The organism is Bordetella genomosp. 13 (genome assembly GCF_007679965.1).
Classification (GTDB): Bacteria; Pseudomonadota; Gammaproteobacteria; order Burkholderiales; family Burkholderiaceae_B; genus Bordetella.
The window spans coordinates 25,768-51,034 of sequence record NZ_VEHL01000001.1; the positions used below are offsets into that span (position 1 = coordinate 25,768).

20 protein-coding genes are annotated in these 25,267 nt (G+C 67.4%); 13 read left to right on the forward strand and 7 right to left on the reverse strand.

What is annotated here, in order from left to right:
* Nucleotides 1-9: 9 nt before the first annotated feature.
* The 3 genes from FS845_RS00180 to FS845_RS00190 form a co-directional block, all read right to left on the reverse strand.
* Nucleotides 10-1,476 (reverse strand): glutamate synthase subunit beta, encoded by a 1,467-nt coding sequence (locus FS845_RS00180; protein ID WP_144629732.1) that lies wholly within the window; start codon nucleotides 1,474-1,476, stop codon nucleotides 10-12.
* A gap of 11 nt (nucleotides 1,477-1,487) precedes the next feature.
* Entirely contained in the window at nucleotides 1,488-6,230 is a 4,743-nt protein-coding gene (locus tag FS845_RS00185) for a glutamate synthase-related protein (RefSeq protein ID WP_144629734.1), read from the reverse strand.
* Nucleotides 6,231-6,518: 288 nt separating this feature from the next.
* Nucleotides 6,519-7,259, reverse strand: coding sequence for a hypothetical protein (locus tag FS845_RS00190; RefSeq protein ID WP_144629736.1), 741 nt, complete (start codon nucleotides 7,257-7,259; stop codon nucleotides 6,519-6,521).
* A gap of 300 nt (nucleotides 7,260-7,559) precedes the next feature.
* Between FS845_RS00190 and fghA the strand changes: the two genes are divergently transcribed.
* The 3 genes from fghA to rpoH all read left to right on the forward strand — a co-directional run bounded on the left by fghA (nucleotide 7,560) and on the right by rpoH (nucleotide 10,184).
* A complete protein-coding gene (gene fghA / locus FS845_RS00195) occupies nucleotides 7,560-8,411 on the forward strand; it encodes an S-formylglutathione hydrolase (protein ID WP_144629738.1) in 852 nt (283 codons plus the stop codon).
* A gap of 82 nt (nucleotides 8,412-8,493) precedes the next feature.
* Nucleotides 8,494-9,180, forward strand: coding sequence for a hypothetical protein (locus FS845_RS00200; protein ID WP_144629740.1), 687 nt, complete (start codon nucleotides 8,494-8,496; stop codon nucleotides 9,178-9,180).
* Nucleotides 9,181-9,296: 116 nt separating this feature from the next.
* The gene (rpoH, locus tag FS845_RS00205) at nucleotides 9,297-10,184 is read left to right on the forward strand and encodes an RNA polymerase sigma factor RpoH (RefSeq protein ID WP_186332110.1); all 888 of its coding nucleotides are present in this window, start codon (nucleotides 9,297-9,299) and stop codon (nucleotides 10,182-10,184) included.
* Nucleotides 10,185-10,488: 304 nt separating this feature from the next.
* Here rpoH and FS845_RS00210 read toward each other — a convergent pair whose 3' ends face one another.
* Nucleotides 10,489-11,310 carry a metallophosphoesterase gene (locus FS845_RS00210; RefSeq protein ID WP_144629744.1) on the reverse strand — a complete coding sequence of 274 codons (822 nt, stop codon included), beginning with the start codon at nucleotides 11,308-11,310 and terminating at the stop codon, nucleotides 10,489-10,491.
* Nucleotides 11,311-11,506: 196 nt separating this feature from the next.
* On the opposite strand from FS845_RS00210, the gene FS845_RS00215 reads away from it, so the two are divergent.
* Nucleotides 11,507-14,020 (forward strand): cation:proton antiporter, encoded by a 2,514-nt coding sequence (locus FS845_RS00215; protein WP_144629746.1) that lies wholly within the window; start codon nucleotides 11,507-11,509, stop codon nucleotides 14,018-14,020.
* A 51-nt stretch (nucleotides 14,021-14,071) separates the two neighbouring features.
* On the opposite strand, the gene FS845_RS00220 is transcribed toward FS845_RS00215, so the two are convergent.
* The gene (locus tag FS845_RS00220) at nucleotides 14,072-15,100 is read right to left on the reverse strand and encodes a LacI family DNA-binding transcriptional regulator (protein WP_144629748.1); all 1,029 of its coding nucleotides are present in this window, start codon (nucleotides 15,098-15,100) and stop codon (nucleotides 14,072-14,074) included.
* A 227-nt stretch (nucleotides 15,101-15,327) separates the two neighbouring features.
* On the opposite strand from FS845_RS00220, the gene FS845_RS00225 reads away from it, so the two are divergent.
* Entirely contained in the window at nucleotides 15,328-17,109 is a 1,782-nt protein-coding gene (locus tag FS845_RS00225; protein ID WP_144629750.1) for an IlvD/Edd family dehydratase, read from the forward strand.
* A 29-nt stretch (nucleotides 17,110-17,138) separates the two neighbouring features.
* Here the strand turns inward: FS845_RS00225 and FS845_RS00230 are convergent, their stop codons facing one another.
* Complete coding sequence (locus FS845_RS00230; protein WP_144631166.1) at nucleotides 17,139-17,966, reverse strand: NUDIX hydrolase; 828 nt, start codon at nucleotides 17,964-17,966, stop codon at nucleotides 17,139-17,141.
* Nucleotides 17,967-18,234: 268 nt separating this feature from the next.
* Between FS845_RS00230 and coxB the strand changes: the two genes are divergently transcribed.
* The 5 genes from coxB (at nucleotide 18,235) to FS845_RS00250 (ending at nucleotide 22,420) form a co-directional block, all read left to right on the forward strand.
* Nucleotides 18,235-19,395, forward strand: coding sequence for a cytochrome c oxidase subunit II (coxB, locus tag FS845_RS00235; protein WP_144629752.1), 1,161 nt, complete (start codon nucleotides 18,235-18,237; stop codon nucleotides 19,393-19,395).
* Between the two features lie 98 nt (nucleotides 19,396-19,493).
* Nucleotides 19,494-21,104: a cytochrome c oxidase subunit I gene (gene ctaD / locus FS845_RS00240; RefSeq protein ID WP_144629754.1), complete on the forward strand. Its 1,611-nt coding sequence runs from the start codon at nucleotides 19,494-19,496 to the stop codon at nucleotides 21,102-21,104.
* Nucleotides 21,105-21,127: 23 nt separating this feature from the next.
* Nucleotides 21,128-21,253, forward strand: a complete 126-nt coding sequence (locus tag FS845_RS26680; protein ID WP_222129942.1) for a cytochrome oxidase small assembly protein — start codon at nucleotides 21,128-21,130, stop codon at nucleotides 21,251-21,253.
* A gap of 2 nt (nucleotides 21,254-21,255) precedes the next feature.
* Nucleotides 21,256-21,483 carry a DUF2970 domain-containing protein gene (locus tag FS845_RS00245; RefSeq protein WP_144629756.1) on the forward strand — a complete coding sequence of 76 codons (228 nt, stop codon included), beginning with the start codon at nucleotides 21,256-21,258 and terminating at the stop codon, nucleotides 21,481-21,483.
* Between the two features lie 61 nt (nucleotides 21,484-21,544).
* Nucleotides 21,545-22,420: a cytochrome c oxidase subunit 3 gene (locus tag FS845_RS00250; RefSeq protein WP_144629758.1), complete on the forward strand. Its 876-nt coding sequence runs from the start codon at nucleotides 21,545-21,547 to the stop codon at nucleotides 22,418-22,420.
* 123 nt (nucleotides 22,421-22,543) lie between these two features.
* Here the strand turns inward: FS845_RS00250 and FS845_RS00255 are convergent, their stop codons facing one another.
* Nucleotides 22,544-22,744: a twin transmembrane helix small protein gene (locus FS845_RS00255; protein WP_144629760.1), complete on the reverse strand. Its 201-nt coding sequence runs from the start codon at nucleotides 22,742-22,744 to the stop codon at nucleotides 22,544-22,546.
* 41 nt (nucleotides 22,745-22,785) lie between these two features.
* Here FS845_RS00255 and FS845_RS00260 point away from each other — a divergent pair, with 41 nt between their 5' ends.
* The 3 genes from FS845_RS00260 to FS845_RS00270 are packed head-to-tail and all read left to right on the forward strand — an operon-like array spanning nucleotide 22,786 to nucleotide 25,220.
* On the forward strand, nucleotides 22,786-23,553 hold the full coding sequence (locus FS845_RS00260; RefSeq protein ID WP_144629762.1) for an SURF1 family protein: 768 nt from the start codon (nucleotides 22,786-22,788) through the stop codon (nucleotides 23,551-23,553).
* Nucleotides 23,554-23,571: 18 nt separating this feature from the next.
* On the forward strand, nucleotides 23,572-24,198 hold the full coding sequence (locus tag FS845_RS00265) for an SCO family protein (RefSeq protein WP_144629764.1): 627 nt from the start codon (nucleotides 23,572-23,574) through the stop codon (nucleotides 24,196-24,198).
* 2 nt (nucleotides 24,199-24,200) lie between these two features.
* The gene (locus FS845_RS00270; protein ID WP_144629766.1) at nucleotides 24,201-25,220 is read left to right on the forward strand and encodes a COX15/CtaA family protein; all 1,020 of its coding nucleotides are present in this window, start codon (nucleotides 24,201-24,203) and stop codon (nucleotides 25,218-25,220) included.
* Nucleotides 25,221-25,267 lie beyond the last annotated feature (47 nt).

Sequence of the window (25,267 nt, forward strand, 5' to 3'; positions counted from 1 at the left end):
CCGAGGACGTCAACGCGGCAGTTCGCTCGATCCCATCAGGAACGCATCCACCGAGCGGGCGCACTGGCGGCCTTCGCGGATGGCCCACACCACCAGCGACTGGCCGCGGCGCATGTCGCCGGCGGCGAAGACCTTGTCGACGTTGGTGCGGTAGTCGTCGGTGTTGGCGCGCACGTTGCCACGGCCGTCGCGATCGACGCCGAAGGCTTCCAGCACGGTGGCGGTGGGCGACACGAAGCCCATGGCCAGCAGCACCAGGTCGGCCTGGATCTCGAATTCCGAGCCTTCGACCTCGCGCATCTTCATCTGGCCGGTGGCGTCGTCCTTGGCCCATTCGACGCGCGCGCCGACCAGCTTCTGCAGCTTGCCGTCGGCGCCGACCAGCGCCTTGGTGGTGACGGACCAATCGCGTTCGCAGCCTTCGTCGTGCGAGGACGAGGTGCGCATCTTCAGCGGCCAGTACGGCCACACCATGGGCTTGTTCTCGCTTTCGGGCGGCTGGGGCATCAGCTCGAACTGCGTGATCGAGGCCGCGCCGTGGCGGTTGCTGGTGCCCACGCAATCGGAGCCGGTGTCGCCGCCGCCGATGACCACCACGTGCTTGCCGCGGGCATTGGGCTGGTCTTTCAGGCGGTCGCCCGCCACGGCCTTGTTCTGCGGGCGCAGGAAGTCCATGGCGAAGTACACGCCGTCGAGTTCGCGGCCGGGCACGGGCAGGTCGCGCGGGGTCTCGGCACCGCCGGTCATGACGATGGCGTCGAACTCGGCCTGCAGCGATTCGGGGGTGCGCACCGTCAGGCCGTCGGCAGCGGCATCGGTGGCTTTGCCGATGTAGGTGGACGGCGCGAACTCGACACCCTCGGCTTCCATCTGGGCGATGCGGCGGTCGATCTGCGACTTCTCGAGCTTGAAGTCGGGAATGCCGTAGCGCAGCAGGCCGCCGATGCGGTCGCTCTTCTCGAACAGCGTGACGGCGTGGCCGGCGCGCGCCAGTTGCTGGGCGCAGGCCATGCCGGCCGGGCCCGAACCCACCACGGCGACCTTCTTGCCCGTCTTGCGGGCGGGCAGCTGCGGCACCACCCAGCCTTCGGACCAGCCCTTGTCGATGATGGCGTGCTCGATCGACTTGATGCCTACCGCGTCGCTGTTGATGTTGAGGGTACAGGCGGCCTCGCAGGGCGCCGGGCAGATGCGGCCCGTGAACTCGGGGAAGTTGTTGGTGGAGTGCAGGACGTCCAGCGCGCGGCGCCAGTCCTGCTTGAACACCAGGTCATTCCAGTCCGGGATGATGTTGTTGACCGGGCAGCCGTTGTTGCAGAACGGGATGCCGCAGTCCATGCAGCGCGCCGCCTGCTGCTTGGCCTGGTCGTCGGTCAGGTGCAGCACGAACTCGCGCCAGTGCTTCAGACGCTTCTGCGGGGCCTCGGAGGCCTCCTGCAGGCGCTCGTATTCCATGAAGCCAGTGATCTTTCCCATGTTCTTCGTCCTCAGGCGGCCAGCTGTTGCGGGTTGGCGGCGCGCCACATTTCACGCAGGGCCCGGCGGTATTCCGTGGGCATGACTTTGATGAACTTGCCGCGCGAGGCCTCCCAGTCGCCCAGGATCTCGCGGGCGCGGAAGCTGCCGGTGTAGCGGAAGTGGTCCTCGACCAGGCGGCGCAGGATGGCCTCGTCGGTGTTGCGTTCGCCGCCGCGCTGGGCGCTGTGCCAGGTGTCCATGGCGTTCTGCGACTGCTGCTCGGCGTGCGGGATGATCGATTCGAGCTCGACCATCGACAGGTTGCAGCGGTGCTTGAACGAGCGGTCGGGATCCCAGACGTAGGCCACGCCGCCCGACATGCCGGCCGCGAAGTTGCGGCCGGTGTCGCCCAGCACCACGACCGTGCCGCCGGTCATGTATTCGCAGCCGTGGTCGCCGGTGCCTTCGACGACGGTGGCCGCGCCCGAGTTGCGCACCGCGAAGCGTTCGCCGGCCACGCCGTTGAAGAACGCCTCGCCCGAGAGCGCGCCGTACAGCACGGTGTTGCCCGCGATGATGTGGTCGGGGCCGAAGCCGCGGAAGTCGTTGGGCGAGCGCACCACGATGCGGCCGCCCGACAGGCCCTTGCCGACGTAGTCGTTGCCTTCGCCGACCAGGTCCAGCGTGATGCCGTGCGCCAGGAAGGCGCCGAAGCTCTGGCCGGCCGTGCCGTTGCACTGGATGTGGATGGTATCGTCCGGCAGGCCCTCGTGGCCGAAGCGCGCGGCCACCGCGCCCGACAGCATGGCGCCGATGGTGCGGTTGCGGTTGCGCACGGGAGTGATGAACGAGACCTTCTCGCCGCGCTCCAGCGCGGGCTTGGAGCGCTCGATCAGCTGGTGGTCCAGCGCGGCGGCCAGGCCGTGGTCCTGCACTTCCGTCTGGCGCACCTCGGCATCGCTTTGGACGCGGTGGAAGATGCGCGAGTAATCGAGCCCGCTGGCCTTCCAGTGCTCGATGCCGGCGCGCATGTCCAGCAGGTCGGTGCGGCCGATCAGATCGTCGAAGCGGCGGATGCCCAGCTGGGCCATGATCTCGCGCACTTCGTCGGCGACGAAGAAGAAGAAGTTGACGACATGCTCGGGCTTGCCCTGGAACTTCTTGCGCAGTTCCGGATCCTGCGTGGCCACGCCCACCGGGCAGGTGTTCAGGTGGCACTTGCGCATCATGATGCAGCCCTCGACCACCAGCGGCGCGGTGGCGAAGCCGAATTCGTCGGCGCCCAGCAGCGCGCCGATGATGACGTCGCGGCCGGTCTTCATCTGGCCGTCGGCCTGCACGCGGATGCGGCTGCGCAGGCGGTTCAGCACCAGCGTCTGCTGGGTTTCGGCCAGGCCCAGTTCCCAGGGCGTGCCGCAATGCTTGATGGACGACACGGGCGAGGCGCCGGTGCCGCCGTCATGGCCGGCGATGACGACGTGGTCGGCCTTGGCCTTGGCCACGCCGGCCGCCACCGTGCCCACGCCGACCTCCGACACCAGCTTGACCGAGATCGACGAACGGCTGTTGACGTTCTTCAGGTCGTGGATCAGCTGGGCCAGGTCTTCGATGGAATAGATGTCGTGGTGCGGCGGAGGCGAGATCAGGCCCACGCCCGGCACCGAGTAGCGCAGCTTGGCGATGTAGTCGGAGACCTTGTGGCCGGGCAGCTGGCCGCCCTCGCCGGGCTTGGCGCCCTGTGCCATCTTGATCTGGATCTGGTCGGCCGAGGACAGGTATTCGGCCGAGACGCCGAAGCGGCCCGAGGCGACCTGCTTGATCTTGGAGCGCAGCGAATCGCCGGCCTTGAGGGACACGTCGGCGGCGATGCGTTCCTCGCCCAGCACCGAGGCCAGCGTGTCGCCGTCCTTGATGCCGCTGCTGCCGGTGCGCATTTCCTCGCGGTAGCGCAGCTCGTCCTCGCCGCCCTCGCCCGTGTTCGACTTGCCGCCGATGCGGTTCATGGCCACGGCCAGCACCGAGTGGGCTTCGGTCGAGATGGAGCCCAGCGACATGGCGCCGGTGGCGAAGCGCTTGACGATCTCCTTGGCGGGCTCGACTTCGTCCAGGGGGATGGCTCGGCTGGGATCGACCTTGAACTCGAACAGGCCGCGCAGCGTCATGTGGCGGCGGCTCTGGTCGTTGATGATCTGCGCGTATTCCTTGTAGGTGCGATAGTTGTTGGCGCGCGAGGCGTGCTGCAGCTTGGCGATGGAGTCCGGCGTCCACATGTGCTCTTCGCCGCGGATGCGGAAGGCGTATTCGCCGCCCGCGTCCAGGTCGTGGGCCAGCACGGGATCGGCGCTGAACGCGGCGCGATGCAGGCGCAGGGCCTCTTCGGCGACCTGGAAAATGCCGATGCCCTCGATGTTGGTGGCGGTGCCGGTGAAGTACTTCTGCACCAGCTCGCGCTGCAGGCCGACGGCTTCGAAGATCTGCGCGCCGCAATACGACATGTAGGTCGAGATGCCCATCTTGGACATGACCTTGTTCAGGCCCTTGCCGATGGCCTTCACGAAGTTCTTGATGGCCTTCTCGGGGTCGGCCATGCGGCCCAGCGATTCCAGCGCCAGGTACGGGTGGATGGCTTCGGCACCGTAGCCGCCCAGCAGGGCGAAGTGGTGCACTTCGCGGGCCGAGCCGGTTTCCACCACCAGGCCGGTGTTGGTGCGCAGGCCGGCGCGGATCAGGTGCTGGTGCACGGCCGAGGTGGCCAGCAGCGCGGGGATGGCCACGCGCTCGCTGTCGACCAGGCGGTCGGACACGATCAGGATGTTGTAGCCGCTCTTGACGGCGTCGACGGCACGCGCGCACAGCGCGGCTACGTGGGCCTCGATGCCTTCCGAACCCCAGGCGGCCGGATACGTGATGTCCAGTTCGAAGCTGCGGAACTTCAGCGAGGTGACCTGCTCGATGTCGCGGATCTGCGCCATGGCGGCGAAGTCGAGCACGGGCTGCGTGACTTCCAGGCGCAGCGGCGGGTTGACGTTGTTGATGTCCAGCAGGTTGGGCTTGGGCCCGATGAAGGACACCAGCGACATCACCATCTGTTCGCGGATCGGATCGATCGGCGGATTGGTGACCTGCGCGAACAACTGGCGGAAGTAGTTGTAGAACGGCTTGGCGCGGTCGGACAGCACGGCCAGCGGGGCGTCGTTGCCCATCGAGCCGATCACTTCCTCGCCGCTGGTGGCCATGGGCTCCAGGATGAACTTGTAGTCTTCCTGGGTCCAGCCGAAGGCCTGCTGGCGGTCCAGCAGCGGCACCGGCGACTGGGCGGCGGGCGAGGCGGTGGACGGCGCGGGCAGCGATTCCAGCTTGACCTGCAGGCGCGAGATCCACTGGCGGTACGGACGGCTGTTGGACAGCTGGGACTTGATCTCGGCGTCGTCGATGATGCGGCCCTGTTCCAGGTCGATCAGGAACATCTTGCCGGGCTGCAGGCGCCACTTCTTGACGATGCGGTTCTCGGGGATGGGCAGCGTGCCGGCCTCGGACGCCATGATGACCATGTCGTCGTCGGTGATGAGGTAGCGCGCCGGGCGCAGGCCGTTGCGGTCCAGCGTGGCGCCGATCTGGCGGCCGTCGGTGAAGGCCACGGCGGCCGGACCGTCCCACGGCTCCATCATGGCGGCGTGGTACTCGTAGAAAGCGCGGCGGCTCTCGTCCATCTGGGTGTGCTGCTCCCACGCCTCGGGGATCATCATCATCATGGCGTGCGACAGCGAATAGCCGGAATTGACCAGCAGTTCGAGACAGTTGTCGAACGTTGCGGTGTCGGACTGGCCTTCGTAGACGATGGGGTACAGCTTGGGCAGGTCGTCGCCCAGCACGGCCGACTGCATCATGCCTTCGCGGGCGCGCAGCCAGTTGAAGTTGCCCTTGACCGTGTTGATCTCGCCGTTGTGGGCGATCATGCGGTACGGGTGAGCCAGCGGCCAGGCCGGGAAGGTGTTGGTGGAGAAGCGCTGGTGCACCAGCGCCAGGGCGGACACCGTGCGGGTGTCGGCCAGGTCGCGGTAGTAGCGGCCCACCTGGTCGGCCAGCAGCAGACCCTTGTAGACGACGGTGCGCACCGAGGCCGAGGGCACGAAGTATTCCTTGCCGTGCGCCAGCTGCATGTGCTGGATGGCGTGGCTGGCGGTCTTGCGGATGACGTACAGCTTGCGCTCGAGCGCGTCGGGAACCATGACGTCGGGGCCGCGGCCGATGAACAGCTGGCGGATGACGGGCTCGACCGAGCGCACGGTGGGCGACATGGGCATGTCGACGTCCACCGGCACGTCGCGCCAGCCCAGCACGATCTGGCCTTCGGCGCGCACGGCGCGTTCCAGTTCCTGTTCGCAGGCCAGGCGCGAGGCGGTTTCCTTGGGCAGGAACACCATGGCCACGCCGTATTCGCCGGGCGGGGGCAGGACGATGCCCTGCTGCGCCATCTGGTCGCGGTACAGCGCGTCGGGGATCTGGATGAGGATGCCCGCGCCGTCGCCCATCAGCTTGTCGGCGCCGACCGCGCCCCGGTGATCCAGGTTCTCCAGGATCTTCAGGCCCTGCTGGATGATCGAGTGGCTCTTGCGGCCCTTGATGTGCGCGACGAAACCCACGCCACAGGCGTCGTGTTCGTTGGCCGGGTTGTAGAGGCCCTGGGCCGCGGGAATGCCGATGCGGGTGGCGTCGATGGCCACCGCCTTGCCGGCAGGACGACAGGATTCAGAGGAAGGAATATGGGACATGAGGCGCGCTCCGCAGGGGTCTGCGTCGAATTGTTGCAGTGCAGGAGGCGACGATACTGCGGACCATCAGGACGTGCAATAAGAATATTAGGGGTGCGTCCCCAAATAAAAGCAGGGATTTTTCCTGAGAAATTTATTGGGGACGTATTGAAAGAGGCAGCAAGAATCTCGTTCCCGGGGCGCGCCCGTGGCGGCCTCGTCTCCAATATGGGATTTGAATGCGTCCCCTTATTTCATGGGCATGCGCCGTCCGCGGGCCGGCGTGGCCCGCCGCGTTGCATCAGTACGTCAGGGCGTCTGCGTGGGATCGGAGGGCGAGGCCGCGGGCACAGGCGACGCCGGTTTCTTGCGCGGACGGCCGCGCTGGCCGGGGGCCACGCGGCGGCTGGCGGTATGCGCCAGGCTGGCGATGAAGCTGGGTCCGCCCAGCGCCCACTGGCCGGACACGGACTGCTCGATGCGCAGGGATTCCTCGCGCGACAGGCCATCATGCAGCCGCCGGCGGTAATTGGCCTGGCGGTCGAAGGGGGTGTTGCCGCAGGCCCAGTAGTCGGCGTGGTCCGACTGCCATTGGGCGGGCTGCGCATGGCTATTGCCGGTATGGCTGCCGGCGGACGACCAGGGCCAACCGTCTGGATCGGTGGAGTTGCCGCTGCGTACCGGATAGGTTTCGAGCCAGATCAGCGCCTTGAGTACCCAGGCGCCCGGCTCGAGCAACGCCGAGCGGTAGCGTCCCGCGAACACGCGGCCGCCGCGCAGGCGGGCGGCCAGGTTGCGGCCGAGGGTCTGCATCAGGCGAGGCAGGCCGTCTTCGTCGGCCGGGGTGGCCAGCAGCAGGATGCGGTCGGTAGCCAGCACCCAGCCATGCACGGCCACGCGATGGCGCTGGGCGGAGTCGCCCAGCCACGTGGCCAGTTGATTCAGGATGTCCTGCGGCGCAGGTTGGGACGGCGCGGCAAGCGGCTGAACGAAGTTGGCCTGCACCAGTTGGGGCAGCCCGGGGGCGTACAGACGAGGCAGACGGGCCATAAGCTCTGGGCTTGCGGTATACGCAAGAACGGTTGCTGTTCGTTGACTATATCGAGGTTGCCGGCTACTTGCACTATATAAATAGTGTCGTTGCCGACGGTCAAGCGTGGTAGCAGCGTGCGACAGCGGTAGGCAGGTATGGCGGCTCGGCTGTCTGTTGGGCAGGTTACCATTCCGCGCAGGGATACAGTACCCCGCAGATATACCTACGGCTCGCGAGCCCTGCAGGATGACGAAAGCCGGCTCCGTCCGGAAATCCGGCGCGCTGCCGGCGATCGAACAGGCCGACCTGGAAAAAACATGACGACTTCCCTCGAACTGATTTCGCAGCATCGCTGCTTCGGCGGCTGGCAGCGCTATTACCGCCACGCGTCGGCCCAGGTCGGGCTGCCCATGCGTTTCTCGGTCTTCGTGCCCGAGCAGGCCACCGCCGGGCGCGTGCCTGTGCTCTTCTACCTGGCCGGCCTGACCTGCACCGAGGAGACCTTCATGATCAAGGCCGGAGCGCAGCGTTACGCGGCGCGGCACGGCCTGATGCTGGTGGCGCCCGACACCAGCCCGCGCGGCGCGGGCGTGCCGGGCGAGGACACCGACTGGGACTTCGGCACGGGGGCGGGCTTCTATGTGGACGCCACCGCCGAACCCTGGAAAACCCATTACCGGATGTATAGCTACGTAGTGGACGAACTGCACGGCATCGTCTGCGGCGAGCTGCAGGGCGACGCGGCCCGCACCGGCATCTTCGGCCATTCGATGGGAGGTCACGGCGCGCTGGTCCTGGCGCTGCGCAATCCCGGCAAGTTCCGCTCGGTGTCGGCGTTCGCGCCCATTGCCGCGCCGTCGCAGTGCCCCTGGGGCCACAAGGCGTTCGGCGGCTACCTGGGCGAAGACCGCGCCCAATGGGCCACGTACGACGCCACCGAACTGATGAAAAACCTGAAGACGCCGTTCCCGGCCGGCATTCTGGTCGACCAGGGCCTGGCCGACAATTTCCTGGTTCCCCAGCTGTATCCCGAGGCATTCGAGGCGGCCTGCCAGGTGGCCGGCCAGCCGCTGACGCTGCGCCGCCACGAGGGCTACGACCACGGCTACTACTTCATCGCCACTTTCATCGAAGATCACATCCGGTTTCACGCCGAGCGTCTCGGATAGGTTTCCGCGGGCGCAGGCGTCCTTATACTGAGGCCCCTGGCGGCGCGCCCCGGCGCGCCGCGGTACAAGGAGCCTGCGCGCCGTGATCGATTTCGCCCCTTTTGCCTGGTTCGCGCTGGGCGCCGTCATCGCCTTGCTGCTCGGCCTGGGCATGCTGCTGGGCCGCGGCGGTCCGCGCGACGACATGGGCCGCAAGGTGTTCCGGCTGCGGCCGGTGCGGCGGCTGTTCGGTCTGCTGATCGTGGCGCTGGCCTGCGTGTCGGGCCTGCTGGCCGCTTCGCTGGTGCAGTTCTACCGCCTGACGGCCGACAAGCCTATCGCCGCGGTGAAGATGGTTCGCCAGAACGAGCAGACCTTCCTGGTCAGCCTGCGGCCCGAGGGCGGCGAGCCCAGCGAATACACGCTGTATGGCGATCAATGGCAGATCGATGCCCGCGTGGTGCGCTGGCGGCTGCCCGCCATGCTGGCCGGCGCGCAGCCGCTTTACCGGCTGGAACGCCTGTCGGGCCGCTACGGCGACGTCGAGCGCGAACGTTCGGCCACGCGCTCGGTCCATAACCTGGACGACTGGCCCGCGCCCGACCTGGGCGAACTCAAGCGCACCTTCCCCAACTGGCTGCCCTTCGTGGACGTGCAGTTCGGCAGCGCCGCCTACATGCCCATGTTCGACGGCGCCCGCTACGAGGTCTTCATGGATCCGCGCGGCGCGCTGTTCATCCGTCCGGCCGATGCCGCCACCGAGGCCGGGGTAAAACAGCAGGGTTGGTAAATGGGGACATATTTTTACGGGAACTCCCTACTGGCCGTACGGTCGAATTAGCACTCACCAAACGAGAGTGCTAACATCCCTTGTCCGTATCCCACCTTCCCCTGGAGGCCGCAATCATGAAGCAACCCAGTAGCTCGTTGGCCCCCTCCGGCAACGCCCTGGCGTTGGCGGTCGCCAATCCGGGCGCGCTCGGCACCATCGATGCCTACATCTCGGCCGTCAACCGCCTGCCGGTTCTGACGCCCGAGCGCGAACACGAACTTGCCCGCCGCCTGCACGACCAGGACGACCTGGGTGCGGCGCGCGAGCTGGTCCTGTCGCACCTGCGACTGGTGGTGTCGGTGGCGCGCCAATATCTGGGCTATGGCCTGCCGCACGCCGACCTCATCCAGGAAGGCAACGTCGGTCTGATGAAGGCGGTCAAGCGCTTCGACCCCGAGCGTGGCGTACGCCTGGTGTCGTTCGCCGTGCACTGGATCAAGGCCGAGATCCACGAATACGTCATCCGCAACTGGCGCCTGGTCAAGGTCGCGACCACCAAGGCGCAGCGCAAGCTGTTCTTCAACCTGCGCAGCATGCGTCCCGACGGCCACGCGCTCGATCCGGACCAGGTCGATCACATCGCCAGCGAACTGAACGTGCGCCGCGAGGACGTCAGCGAAATGGAAGTGCGCCTGACCGGCCGCGACCTGTCGCTTGAAAACCAGGACGACGACGACGAAAGCTTCGCGCCCATCTCCTATCTGTCCGACGAGGGTCGCCAGGAGCCCACGCGCGTGCTGGCCCGCATGGCGCACGACGACATGCAGGGTGCCGGCCTGGCCAGTGCACTGGACGCGCTGGACCCGCGTTCGCGCCGTATCATCGAGGCCCGCTGGCTGCAGGACGAGGGCGGCTCCACGCTGCACGAACTGGCCGCCGAGTTCGGCGTGTCGGCCGAGCGCATCCGCCAGATCGAGGCCGCCGCGCTGAAGAAGATGCGCGGCACGCTGCAGCCTGCTTGAATCGTCGGGGCAGGTTCCGGGGTTAAAGGATTGATACAAAATCGGCGACGATTTTTTTATCCATCCCGGAAACTTTGCCGAGCAGCCACGGACTAACTTCATGTAGACCGCAGAGCCTGGAGCAATTCCTGGTCGGCAGTCTTGACGTCCGTCTCGGCTTCTCCTCTTTCCCCTCCCCTATGAGACGGATGCTTGCGGGGCATCGGTATTCCGGTGCCCCGTTTTTTATGCTCGCGCCAAACGAACAATGCACGTCAAAAGGCCCGCACGATGCGGGCCTTGTCGTTCGTGGACGGTGCGTGTTCTACGCCGCGCGCGGCTGCGCGGCCGTGCACAATGCGTGCCACGTGGCGGGATGCAGGCGCTTCACGCCGGTGGCCAGCGAGCCGTCGCGGTACAGCTTCAGCCAGCGATAGCCCGGCGCGGCGCCGTCCAGCGTGTGGCGACCGTTGTGCACGGCGAACTGGAAGCACGTCGACGGCGAGGCCAGCAGGCGCAGGTTGTGGCGGCGGCGGTCGAACTGCCGGTGCACGTGGCCCCACAGCAGCACGCGCGCCTGGGGCAGGTCGGCCAGGCGCTGGAACAGCGCCATCGGGTTGTCGATCATCATCGTGTCGTGCCACTCGCTGTCGAGCTGCACCGGGTTGTGATGCATGGCCACCAGGATGTGGCGGTCGCCCGCCGTGGCCGCGGCCTGGTCCAGCAGATCCAGCTGGCTGTCGTCCAGGTGGCCCGCGTCCGAGCCGCGCACCGTGGAGTCCAGCAGCACCACGCGCCATGCGCCGACGTCGGTGATGGGGGTGGTCCAGTCGGGCAGCACGGCATGCATCGCGGCGGGGTTGTCGTGATTGCCGGGCAGGCAGCGCACGGTCGTGCCCAACTGGCCCAGCAGGCCGCGCAGGCGCCGGTAGGCCGCGGGGCTGCCATCTTGCGCCGCGTCGCCGGTGGCCAGCACCAGCTGCGCATTGGGCATCTCGCGCATCGCCTGCCGCAGCACGGCCTTCAGGCTGGCCTCGGTGTCCACGCCCAGCATTTCCGCGTGCGGCTCGTCCATCAGGTGCGTGTCGGTCAGGTGGATCAGCAGCGCGGGTTGTTCGTCGATCGGGGTGGCGTGGGCGGCGGACATGGCCTCTCCAGCGGGAATGAATGCGATCTCAGCACAGTATCCAGAAAGCGCGCGGAAGGGGTCTTGCTCTGTGCGCAGCGGTAACCAAAGGTCGCCGCCCGAATGCCCCTGCAATTCGCCCCGAGCGGGCGGTGGGTGGACAAAAACCCGCTATCCTTGTGCCTTGCACGCGCTCTACCCGGAAAAGAATTCACACATGGATGTCGGTCTCATCGTCTTCGGTCTGGCAGGTCTGCTGACGCTGGTGTGCTTCATGCCGCCGCTGGCGGGCCGCCTCAAGTTGCCCTATTCGGTGTTGCTGGCCATCGTCGGTTGCCTGCTGGGCATCGTCGTCCACCTGCATGGCTGGGCGCCGCCCGTGCTGGGCGACATGCTGGACAGCATCGAGCGCTTCGAGATCTCGTCCGAGACCTTCCTGATGGTGTTCCTGCCGGTGCTGCTGTTCGAGACCTCGCTGGCCATGAACGTGCGGCGCCTGATGGACGACATCGGCCCCATCCTGATGATGGCCATCGTGGCGGTGGTGGTGTGCACCATCGTGGTGGGCTTCACGCTCAGTGCGGTGTCCGGGTACGGCCTGATCGTGTGCCTGCTGCTGGGCGCCATCGTGGCCACCACCGATCCGGTGGCGGTGGTCGGCATCTTCCGCGAAGTGGGCGCGCCCAAGCGCCTGACCACGCTGGTCGAAGGCGAGAGCCTGTTCAACGACGCGGCCTCGATCGCGTTGTACTCGGTGCTGCTGGCCGCGCTGGCCAGCGGCACGGGCAAGGTGGGCGTGGGCGACGTGGTGGGCGACTTCCTGCGCACGTTCATCGGCGGCGGCGTCGCCGGCTACCTGATGGGCCGCGGCGCCTGCTACCTGTTCGTGTGGCTGCGCGGCTTTCCCACGGCCGAGATCACGCTCACGCTCACGCTGGCCTATCTGTCGTTCTTCATCTCCGAGCACTACCTGGGCGTGTCGGGCGTGGTGGCCACCGTCATCGCGGGCCTGGTGGTGGGCTCCACGGGCCGCACGCGCATGTCGCCGGCCACCTTCGAACACCTGGCCAGCGCCTGGGAACAGTTCGGCTTCTGGGCCAACTCGCTGATCTTCCTGTTCGCGTCCATGCTGATCCCGCGCCTGATGGAAGCGGCCGATTGGCAGGAACTGCTGCTGGTGGCGCTGGTGTTCGTGGCCACGCTGGTGGCGCGCGCCATCGTGGTCTTCGGCCTGCTGCCGATGCTGGGGCTCACGCGCCTGGGCACCAAGGTCAGCAATCCGTACAAGACGGTGATGTTGTGGGGCGGCCTGCGCGGCGCCGTGTCGCTGGCGCTGGCGCTGGCGGTCACCGAACAGGAAGCCGTGCCCGAAGAGGCGCGCCAGTTCGTCGCCGTGGCCACCACGGGCTTCGTGCTGATGACGCTGTTCATCAACGGCATCAGCCTGCGGCCGCTGATCCGCATGCTGGGCCTGAACCAGCTGTCGCCGGTCGAGCGCACCATCCGCAACCAGGCGCTGTCGATCGCCCTCGAAGACCTGCAGGAGAAGGCCGACGAGATCGCCAAGACCGACCACATCAGCCCCGAGGCCAGCGACCGCATCCACGCGGTGTTCGATGCCAGCCTGGCCAGCGTGCACGACAGCCAGGTCAACCTGATGAGCCTGGAACAGCGCGTGGCGGTGGGCCTGGGCATCGTGGCGCGCCGCGAAGAGGAAATGTTCTTCGACATCCTGAAGGCGCAGATCGTCGACTGGCGCATGGCCGAGGCCCTGCTGGCGCGCGCCGAGCGCCTGGAAGACGCCATCCGGGTGGGCGGCCTGCCGGGCTTCGAGTCGGCCATCGAGGCCGACGTGCGGTATTCGCCCGGCTTCCGCATGGCGCTGCGGCTGCACTACACCTTCGGCTTCAAGTCGTGGCTGGCGCGCGAGCTGGCGCATCGCTTCGCCAACCTGATGACCAAGCGCTCGGTGGCGCAGCGGCTGATGCAGTTCGCGCGCGAACAGATCGGGCCGCTGCTGGGCGAGGATGCCGCGCAGCGCATCGTGGGCGCGCACCAGCGCCGCCTGGACCTGATCGAAAATGCGCTGCAGGCGCTCAACCTGCAGTACCCCTCGTACGCGCTGTGGCTGCAGGAAAGCTACCTGGGCCGCGTCGCGCGCGAGCTCGAGCGCATGCGCTATCGCAGCATGCTCGACCAGTTCCTGATCAGCGGCGAGGTCTATGCCGACCTGATGAGCCAGCTGAAGGACCGCTGGGAACACATCGACCATCATTCCGGCCTGGACATGGAGATGGGGGCGGCCGACCTGATCAAGCGCGTGCCGCTGTTCGAAGGGCTCAGCCCCGACTCGCTGCGCGCCATCTGCCGGCTGCTGCGGCCGCGCCTGGCCCTGCCCGACCAGCCCGTGCTGGGCGCGGGCCGGCATGGCGAGGAAATGTGCATCGTGGCCTCGGGCGCCGTGGCGGTGCACCTGCCCGACGGCACCACCATCGAGCTGGGCAGCGGCGAGTTCTTCGGCGAACTGGCGCTGCTGGGCGAGAACCAGGTCAATCCCGACGTGACCTCGCTGGGCTACAGCAAGCTGCTGATGCTGTCGTCGCGCGATTTCCATGCGCTGCTGGCGCGCGACGAAGCACTGCGCGAACGCATCCAGACGGTGGCCAAGCAGCGCATGCGCGCCATCGAGGTGTGGAAGCAGTTCCAGCAGCAGGCGCAGCAACTGCCCTGATGCCGAAGCGATCGCGCCGGCCGGACCGGTGGATCGCAGCGGCGCGCGCGCTCAGGACGTCTCGCGCCGCATCAGTTCAAATCCCACGTCCACGTGCCGTTGCGGCAACGGTTCTCCGGCCAGGTGCTGCACCAGCATGCGCGCGGCCGTCGCGCCCATGCGCCGCCGCGGGGTGGCGATGGTGGACAGCGGCGGCGTGGTCCACGCGCTGCCGGACAGGTCGTGGAAACCCACCAGGCCCATCTCGCGCGGCACGGCTATGCCCAGCCGCGCGCATTGGAACAGCGCGCCCTGCGCCAGGTCGTCGTTGCATACGAACAGGGCGTCGCAGTCGGGATGCGCCTGGCGCAGTTGCGACAGCAGCTGCGCGCCCAAGCCGATGGAAGTGTCGTCGGCGCTGCTGATCTCCAAGGCTGGATCGTGCAGGCCCGCTTCCTGCAGGGCGGTGCGGCAGCCCTCGCGGCGCCGCAGCGAACGAGGATCGGGATGCGCGCCCAGGATGCCGATGCGGCGGTAGCCGCGCTCCACCAGGTGGCGGCCGGCCGCGAGGCCGGCGTCGAACTGCGAGAAGCCCACGCTCATGCCGGCATGGCTGGCCGGCAGGTTCTCGATGGTGTGCACGGCCGGCACGCGGTGCGTGCGCAGCAGCCTCCACACGCCGTCGGCATGATCGGTGCCCGTCAGGATCGCGCCGTCGGGCGCATGCTGCAGATACGTGCGCAGCATGGTTTCCTCGGCGTCGGCGCCGTAGCCGGTGACCCCCAGCAGCATGTGATAGCCGTGCGCCTCGAGCTCTTCCTTGATGCCGGCGATGATGTCGATGAAGACCACGTTCGCCAGCGACGGGATCAGCACCACGATCGCATGCGAACGCGCCGACGCCAGCGCGCTGGCGGCATGGTTCAGCACATAGCCCATCTCGCGGCACAGCAGCAGGATGCGTTCGCGCAGCAGGGGGGCAACCTTGTGGGGGGTGCGCAGTGCACGCGAGACGGTGATGGCGCTCACGCCGGCTCGATCGGCCACATCCTGCATCGTCACGCGGCCATTGCGGGTACTGCGGGGCTTCCTGGGGGGCATGTACTGAACGCTGCGGTTTTCCGCGAATTTATAAAGTCATTATGACGTCAGCATATCCTGCGTTTTTGCATTTCCGCAGCCGCCGTTACAAAACCTCTGGTTGTTATCGATAACAACGTTGTATCGAGAGCAGTGTGTACACTCGATGAAGGCGCCGGCCCAGAACAACAGGACGCGGCGGGCATGTTGCCGACGCCTTTTCGTTTTCATCAACGAGAGGTTTTTCAATGTCCGATCCAAGCCGCCGGCTGCGCAGCCAGAAGTGGTTCAACGACCCCACGCACGCCGACATGACCGCCATCTACGTCGAGCGTTATCTCAACTACGGCCTGACGCGCGGCGAACTGCAATCCGGCCGCCCCATCATCGGCATCGCCCAGACGGGCAGCGATCTGGCGCCATGCAACCGCCACCACATCGAGCTGGCCAAGCGCGTCAAGGACGGTATCCGCGACGCGGGCGGCATCCCCATGGAGTTCCCGGTGCATCCGCTGGCGGAACAGGGGCGGCGGCCCACCGCCGCGCTGGACCGCAACCTGGCCTACCTGGGCCTGGTGGAGATCCTGCACGGCTATCCGCTGGACGGCGTGGTGCTGACCACCGGCTGCGACAAGACCACGCCGGCCTGCCTGATGGCCGCGGCCACGGTCGACATCCCCGCCATCGTGCTTTCGGGCGGTCCGATGCTGGACGGCTGGCATGAAGGCCAGCGCGTCGGCTCGGGCACGGTCATCTGGCAGGCCCGCAACCTGATGGCGGCGGGCAAGCTGGACTACGAGGGCTTCATGGACCTGGCCACCGCCTCGTCGCCGTCGGTGGGCCACTGCAACACCATGGGCACCGCCCTGTCGATGAACTGCCTGGCCGAGGCGCTGGGCATGTCGCTGCCCACCTGTGCCAGCATCCCCGCGCCCTACCGCGAGCGCGGCCAGATGGCGTATGCCACCGGCAAGCGCATCTGCGACATGGTCCACGAAGACCTGCGGCCTTCGCACATCCTGACGCGCGAAGCCTTCGAGAACGCCATCGCAGCGGCCTCCGCGCTGGGCGCCTCCAGCAACTGCCCGTGGCACCTCGTGGCCATCGCGCGCCACATGGGCGTGGCGCTGACCACGGAAGACTGGCAACGCCTGGGCGAGGACGTGCCGCTGCTGGTCAACTGCGTGCCCGCCGGCGAGTACCTGGGCGAGGGCTTCCATCGCGCGGGGGGCGTGCCCGCCGTGCTGCACGAGCTGCAGGCGGCCGGCCGCCTGCACGACGACTGCATGACCGTATCGGGCAAGCGCATCGGCGAGATCGCCAGGGCGTCCGCCACGCACGACCGCGAGGTCATCCGGACCTACGGCGAGCCGCTGATGCCGCATGCCGGTTACATCGTGCTGTCCGGCAATTTCTTCGACAGCGCCGTGATGAAGATGTCGGTGGTCAGCGAGGCATTCCGCCACGCGTACCTGTCCAAGCCCGGCGACGAGAATGCCTTCGAGGCGCGTGCCATCGTGTTCGAAGGGCCGGAGGACTACCACGCGCGCATCGACGATCCGGCGTTGGGGATCGACGAGCATTGCATCCTGGTGATCCGCGGCTGCGGTCCGGTGGGCTATCCGGGCAGCGCGGAAGTGGTCAACATGGCCCCGCCCGCGGCGCTGATCAAGCGCGGCGTCGAGTCGCTGCCCTGCCTGGGCGATGGCCGCCAGAGCGGCACCTCGGCCAGCCCGTCCATCCTGAACATGTCGCCGGAGGCCGCGGTGGGCGGTGGTCTGTCGCTGCTGCGCACGGACGACGTCCTGCGCGTGGACCTGAACGCGCGCAGCGTCACGCTGCGGGTGGACGAGGAGGAGCTGAAGCGGCGCAGCGCCACGATGCGCACCGTCGTGCCCGAATCGCAGACGCCGTGGCAGGAGATCTACCGCAGCATGGTGGGACAGCTGTCGACCGGCGCCTGCCTGGAGCCGGCCACGCTGTACCTGCGCGTGGTGGAAACGCGCGGCGACCCGAGGCATTCGCATTGACCGCCGCGGCTGGGCACGTTGCGCCCAATCTAGCGGAGGCGGCCCTGCGCGCGCTGCTGGATGACGTCCTCGACGATGACCAGCGCGGCTTCCAGCGTGAACTCGCCGGCTTCGATGCCTTGCAGAACCTTTTCCACCGGCAGCGCGGCGATCTCCATCACCTCGCCGTCGCGATTGGCCGGCTGCACGCCTTCGGCCAGCACACAGGTGCTGACCAGCAGGTCCTCGACCTGATAGCCCTCGGGCAGGCGGCGGTGCATGCGCAGGATGGTCCGCAGCGGCTCGCGCGCCCGCAGGTGCCGCGGGTCCAGGCCGGCTTCCTCGCCGCATTCGCGTTCCAGCGCCAGTTCCAGGTCCTCGCCCGCGCCGGCCAGGCCCCCCACCAGGCTGTCCCACATGCCGGGGTCGGTGGACTTGCTGAGCGAGCGGCGCGCCACCCACATGCGGCCGTCGGGCGTCCAGGCGTTCAGGTGCACGGCGCGCGTCGGCAGGCCCAGCGGCCGCATGGCGGCGCGCTCGATCACGCCCAGATGCACGTCGCCCGCCATCACGTCCAGCAGCTCGTCGCGCCAGCCGCGCAGGCAGTTGGCGTCGCGCAAGGCCTGCGCCACCTGGGCCAGCGCGGCGTCCAGCCCGGGGCCGGGAGCCAGGCCAGGCGCCAGCCGCAGCGCGTCGGCCTCGATCACGGCCAGGCCGGTGCCGCGCAGGGCATCGCATGCCGCGTGCGTCGCCCAGCCGCAACAGTGGCCCGCGACATAGAGCGGGCGCGCCAGTTGCGGAGGCAGTTCATGGGCGCGCGCGCCCAGTCGATCGTACAACTGGGCCAGGCGCGAGGCTTGCTCCGTCGGGTCCGGGATAGCGGTGTTCAGCATGGCGCGGATTTTAGTGCAGCGGACCGACATGGGGTTATCGCCGAGACGGCGCAAACGGCCGCGACGGCCCACGGAGGGACGGGTCCGCTATAATTTCGCGGTTTTCTTGTGAACTCGCGCGGAGTCGATGGGGTAGTCTTAACCCCGGCGAGTACCCGACGTCTAATAACAGTGCGCGAACAACAGTGCCGGCAGCCGCCCAACGGCTGAACAGGAGATACCGGACAACTGCGCGCCGTATCACGAGGTAAGCATGAAGAAGTGGAGAGGGAGGTTCCTGGGCGCCTGTGCCATGCTTCTTTGCACTGTCGCTAGCGCGCAGGTGCAGGACATGCCTGGAGGTCCGAAGGTCAATCAGCTGAACCTGCACGAAGGCGTCACGCAAATGACGCGCGACGTGATGTGGCTGCACTGGATGATGCTCACGATCTGTATCGTGATCTTCGTCGGTGTGTTCGGCGTGATGTTTTATTCGATTTGGGCGCACCGCAAGTCACGCGGCCACCAGCCTGCCACCTTCCACGAGCATCTCGGCGTCGAAGTGGCCTGGACGGTCATTCCGTTCATCATCGTCATCGCCATGGCCTTGCCGGCCACGCGCGCGGTGGTCGCCATGAAGGACACTTCCAGCGCCGACCTGACCGTCAAGGTCACCGGCTACCAGTGGAAATGGGGCTACGAGTACCTCGACGGCGAGGCCGCGGGCGTCAAGTTCCTCTCCAACCTGTCCACGCCGCGCGCGCAGATCGAAGGCCGCGAGCCCAAGGGGCAGTTCTACCTGATGGAAGTCGACAACCACCTGGTGGTGCCGGTCGACAAGAAGGTGCGCATCGTGCTGACCGCGGCCGACGTCATCCACTCGTGGATGGTGCCGGACTTCGGCGTCAAGCAGGATGCCATCCCCGGCTTCCTGCGCGACACCTGGTTCCGCGCCGAAAAGCCCGGCATCTACCGCGGGCAGTGCGCCGAGCTCTGTGGCAAGGACCACGCCTTCATGCCCATCGTGGTTGAGGTCAAGTCCCAGGCCGACTACGATGGCTGGGTCGCCGAGCAGAAGAAGAAGCTGGCCGCCAACGCCGACGATCCCAACAAGGAATGGACGCAGGCCGAACTGCAGGCCCGCGGCGAGAAGGTCTACGCCGCCAACTGCGTGGCCTGTCACCAGGCCAACGGCAAGGGCGTGCCGAACTCGTTCCCGGCGCTCGATGGCGACCCCACCGTCATGGGGCCCAAGGCCAAGCAGATCGAGACCGTGCTCAAGGGCCGCCCCGGCACCCCCATGCCGGCCTTCGGCCCGCAGCTGAACGACGTCGAGATCGCCTCCGTGATCACCTATACCCGCCATGCCTGGAGCAACGCGGGCAAGGGCGAGGACCCCGTGGTTCAGCCCAAGGACGTCACGGCGGGGCGCTGAGCACCGCGCTTTCCTGGCAAAAAACATAGTTTCCCGAGACAGAGACACTCCGCCGGGCTTCTGGACCGAGCCCGGCGATCAGCAGGAAGGAGTCCACCATGAGCAGCGTCACCGCAGACCACGTGTCGCCCGGCCATCACGGCCACGGTCACGATGATCACCACCATCACCTCCCGACCGGGTGGCGTCGCTGGCTGTTCGCGACCAACCACAAGGACATCGGGACGATGTATCTCATCTTCTCGTTCGTCATGCTGCTGGAAGGCGGCACGCTGGCGCTGTTGCTGCGCACCGAGCTGTTCGAGCCCGGCCTGCAGTTCTTCCGCCCCGAGCTGTTCAACCAGTTCACCACCATGCACGGCCTGATTATGGTGTTCGGCGCGATCATGCCGGCCTTCGTGGGCTTCGCCAACTGGATGATCCCGCTGCAGATCGGCGCGTCCGACATGGCCTTCGCGCGCATGAACAACTTCAGTTTCTGGCTGCTGCCGGTGGCGGGCCTGATGCTGACGGGGTCGTTCTTCGTGCCGGGCGGCGCCACCGCCGCGGGCTGGACGCTGTATGCCCCGCTGTCGGCGCAGATGGGTCCCGGCATGGACCTGGCCATCTTCGCGGTCCACATCATGGGCGCCTCGTCCATCATGGGCGCCATCAACATCATCGTCACCATCCTGAACATGCGCGCGCCCGGCATGACGCTGATGAAGATGCCGCTGTTCTGCTGGACCTGGCTGATCACCGCCTTCCTGCTGATCGCCGTGATGCCCGTGCTGGCCGCCGCCGTCACCATGGTGCTGACCGACCGCCACTTCGGCACCGGTTTCTTCAATGCGGCCGCGGGCGGCGACCCGGTGCTCTACCAGCACGTGTTCTGGTTCTTCGGGCACCCCGAGGTCTACATCATGATCCTGCCGGCGTTCGGCATCGTGTCGGCCATCGTTCCCGCCTTCGCCCGCAAGAAGCTGTTCGGCTATGCCTCGATGGTGTACGCCACGGCCGCCATCGCCGTGCTGTCCTTCATCGTGTGGGCGCACCACATGTTCACCACCGGCATGCCGGTGACCGCGCAGCTGTACTTCATGTACGCCACCATGCTGATCTCCATTCCCACGGGCGTGAAGATCTTCAACTGGGTGGCCACCATGTGGCGCGGCTCCATGACCTTCGAAACCCCCATGCTGTTCGCGATCGGCTTCATCTTCGTGTTCACCATGGGCGGCTTCACGGGCCTGATCCTGTCGGTGGCGCCCATCGACATCCAGGTCCACGACACGTACTACGTGGTCGCGCACTTCCATTACGTGCTGGTGGCGGGCTCGCTGTTCGCGCTGTTCGCCGGCGCCTACTACTGGCTGCCCAAGTGGACGGGCGTGATGTACAGCGAGAGGCTCGGCAAGATCCACTTCTGGTCGTCGATGCTGTCGTTCAACCTCACGTTTTTCCCCATGCACTTCCTGGGCCTGGCCGGCATGCCGCGCCGCTATGCCGACTACGCCGCCCAGTTCACGACCTTCCACCAGATCGCCACCATCGGCGCATTCTGGTTCGGGCTGTCGCAGCTGATCCTGCTGTACGTGGCCGTCCGCAGCTTCGCCGGCAAAGGCGAGCCCGCCCCGGCCAAGCCCTGGGAAGGCGCCGAAGGACTGGAATGGACCGTGCCGTCGCCGGCGCCCTTCCACACCTTCGAGACGCCGCCCGAGGTCAAGTGACGCCATGCCCCAGGAATATCGACATGGCCACGCCTGAGCAAACCCGCCGCAATCGCAAGGTCGGCCTGATCCTGCTGGTGTTCGTCGTGGCGGTGTTCGCCTGGACGGTCTTCCGCGGGGCCGTGCTGCTGACCGGCAAGATGGGCTAGCCATGGTCGACCCGCAACCGACGCCGCCGACGCAACCCCGCAAGGCCAGCTTCCTGCAGACGATGCGGGCCGTGCTGTGGGCCTTCCTCGGCGTGCGGCGCGGCGCGGGCTACCAGGACGATGCCGCGCGCCTGAATCCGGTGCACGTCATCATCGCGGGCGTACTGGCGGCGGCGCTGTTCGTGATCGGGCTGGTGTCGATCGTGCGCTGGGTCGTGGCAAGTTCCTGAATTCGTTGTACCGAAAAAATCGTCCGACAAATCAGAATTCGCAAGTACCAGGGAGAAGACCATGAGTGCAAGCCACTCGGTTCAGGGCAATGAGGCGCCGTACTACTACGTGCCGGCCGATTCCAGGCACCCGGTGCGCATGGCGGTCGCGCTGCTGTTCATGGGCGTGGGCGCGGCGACGTGGGTCAACAGCATCAGTTGGGGCAAGTGGTCGGTGCTGGTCGGCCTGATCGGGCTGATCTTCGTGATGTTCCAGTGGTTCGGCGACGCCATCCACGAGTCCGAAACCGGCATGAACAGCAAGCGGATCGACCTGTCGTACCGCTGGGCCATGAGCTGGTTCATCTTTTCCGAGGTGATGTTCTTCGCCGGCTTCTTCGGCGCGCTCTGGTACACGCGCACCGTCACCACGCCGTGGCTGGGCGACCTCGACCACCGCCTGCTGCTGTGGCCCGACTTCCAGGCCGTGTGGCCCAACTTCGGCCCGGCCGGCGTCGTCGAGCACTTCCAGACCGTCGGCCCGTTCTGGCTGCCCACCATCAACACGGCGCTGCTGCTGTCGTCCGGCGTCACGCTGACCATCGCCCACCATGCGCTGCGCGAGGACCATCGCCGCAAGACGATGTTCTGGCTGGCCGCCACCGTCATCCTGGGCTTCATCTTCGTGGCCTGCCAGGCGGCCGAATACCACCACGCCTATACCGAGCTGAACCTGCGCTTCAATTCGGGCGCGTACGGCTCGCTGTTCTACATGCTGACGGGGTTCCACGGGTTCCACGTCATCATGGGCGCCACGATGCTGACGGTGATCTTCTTCCGCCTGCTGCGCGGCCACTTCACGGCCAACCATCATTTCGGCTTCGAGGGCGCCGCATGGTACTGGCACTTCGTCGACGTGGTGTGGCTGGGACTGTACCTGTTCGTCTACTGGATGTGACCGGCGCGGCCCCATGGCCGCGCATCGGCGGGTCGCCAGGACCCCATGCGACAATGCCCCCATCCGGGGGCATTGCCTTGTTGGGGATGCCTGGCGCGGGCCTGGAACTTCGGCCCCGGCGGATCATCTGATCCCGGTGCTTTCGATCCAGCCCATGTGATGGGCGAACAGCACGAACAGGAACAGGGCCACCGACAGCCCGATGCGCACGGTCAAGGCATTGACCGTCCTGTTGGTGCCCCCCTTGTCCTTCATCAGGTACACCAGGGCCGAGCCGAGGCTGGCCAGGATGCCGATGAAGGCCACCACGACGATAATTCGCATTTTTGGGTCTCCTCCTGCGTGGAACGGAAATTATTGCAGACATGGCGCGACCGCATTCCTTCCGGCTGACCGTGGCGGCCTTGCTGCTGCTGGCGGCGGCCGTCGCGATCCTCGCCTCGCTGGGCCGATGGCAACTGCATCGCGCCGACGAGCGCCGCGCCACGCTGGCCGCCATCGAGGCGGGCCGCGCGCAGGCGCCGGTGGCGCTGGCGGCGGACACGCCGGCCGGCGAACTGCGCGCCTGGCGTCCCGCGCAGGGGCATGGACAGTGGCTGCCCGACCTCAGCGTGCTGCTGGAGAACCGCAACCAGGGCGGCCGTCCGGGCTATTGGCTGGCCACGCCGCTGCTGCTGGAGCCCGCGCGGCGGCAGGCGGTATTGGTGCTGCGGGGTTGGCTGCCGCGTTCGCTGGACGGCACGCCGCCCGCCCTGCCCGCGCCGCCCTCGGGCGACCAGGACGTGGCCGGCGAACTGTCCTCGCGCGTGCCTCGCCTGTTCGAGCTGTGGTCCTTCGGCCAGCCGCGTGCCGCCTTGCCGGCGGCCCTGCCGGCCGCGGGCGGCGTTCCCACGGTGCAGAACCTGGACCTGGCCGATTACGCGCAAGCCACGGGCCTGAGCCTGCTGCCGGCCGTGCTGATGCAGACCCGCGGCGAAGACGGGCTGGTGCGCCAGTGGCCCCAGCCTTCCGTCGACTACAACCAGAACCTGGGCTATGCCATGCAGTGGTTTTCGTTCGCGGGCATCGCGGCGATCGCCTGGCTGGCCGTGGCCGTGCGCGCCTGGCGGCGTGGGCGGCGCGCGGGCTCCTAACGTTTCCTACCTTCGACCATGACCACGCCTTCCGTCCCGTCCCGTCCGCAGCCCAAGCGCTCCCTGACGCCGCTGGTGCTGGTGTTCCTGTGCGCGCTGGCGCCCATCGTCGCGGCCTTCGTCGTCTACTACAACCCGCAGTGGTGGCCCGAGGATTCCAGCAACTACGGCACGCTGGTCCAGCCGCAGCGTCCGGCCCCGGGTCCCGACGCGCTGGCGCTGACCACGCTGGACGGCCAGCCCTTCGATCTGCGCAGCCTGCGCGGCAAGTGGGTGCTGATGAGCGCCGACCAGGCCGCCTGCCCTGAATCCTGCGCGCGCAAGCTGTTCGTGGCCCGCAACAGCCACGCCAGCCAGGGCAAGAACGTCGACCGCGTCGCGCGTGTCTGGTTCATCACCGACGACGCGCCCGTGCCCGACAAGGTGCTCGAGGCCTACAAGGGCACGGTGATGGTGCGGGCCCGGCCCGAGCAACTGCGCACCTTCCTGCAGGCCCAGGGCGGCGCCGACGCGGCATCGTTGCACGCGCCGGTGTGGCTGATGGATCCGCTGGGCAACCTGATGATGCAATTCCCGGCCGAGGCCGACGGCGTGCAGGTCCGCAAGGATCTGAGCAAACTTCTCTACAACTCGCGCATCGGCTGAAGATGGAACACGATCGCATCAAACTGCGCTATCGCAAGCTCGTTTTTCTTACCTGGTTCCTGACGCTGGACCTGATCATGTTCGGCGCCTTCGTACGCCTGACCGACTCCGGACTGGGCTGTCCCGACTGGCCTGGCTGCTACGCCAGCGTCACGCCGCTGGGCGCCATGCACCACATCGACCAGGCGTCGCAGGCCATGCCGTTCGGGCCGGTCACGCTGTCCAAGGCCTGGATCGAGATGATCCACCGCTACGTGGGCGCCGCGCTGGGCATGCTCATCATCGCCATTGTCTACATGGCCTGGCGCCACCGCGCCCGGCTGGGCCGCTCGCCGCTCTTGGCCTCGGTCACGCTGGTGGCCGTGTGCGTGCAGGGCGCGTTCGGCGCGTGGACCGTCACCCACAAGCTGATGCCGGCGGTGGTCACCTCGCACCTGGTGCTGGGCCTGTTGCTGCTGTCGCTGATGACCTGGCTGGCGGCGCGAGAGCAGCCGCACCAGGCCCTGGCGGCGGCCGCCGCGCGCTGGCGCCCCTGGATGCGCGCGGGGCTGCTGCTGTTGCTGATCCAGGTGACGCTGGGCGGCTGGGTCAGCACCAACTACGCCGCGCTGGCCTGCATGGACTTTCCCACCTGCCACGGCGCATGGGTGCCCGAGATGGATTTCCATGGCGGCTTCTCCATCATCCGCGGGCTGGGCGAGCTGCCTTCCGGCGAGATGATCTCGCAGTCCGCGCTGACGGCCATCCACTGGGTGCACCGCAACTTCGCCTTCGTGGTGTTCGCCTACCTGGGCGTGCTGGGATTCCGGCTGCGCGCCGAGCCGGGCCTGCGCAAGCCGGCCACGCTGCTGCTCGGCCTGCTGCTGGCGCAGTTGCTGACGGGCCTGACCACCATCTTTTTCCAGTGGCCGCTTCTGATCGCGGTGTTACATAACGGCGGTGCGGCGGGCCTGACCCTGGCCAGTGTGGTCATTTTGGTACGGTTGGCGTCGGCCGGAGAGCGGCCGGTACAGCCCGCCTGAGAGGGAGAATGGCCAGCCTGCGACCCTAAGTCGCACCCGGGGGCGAC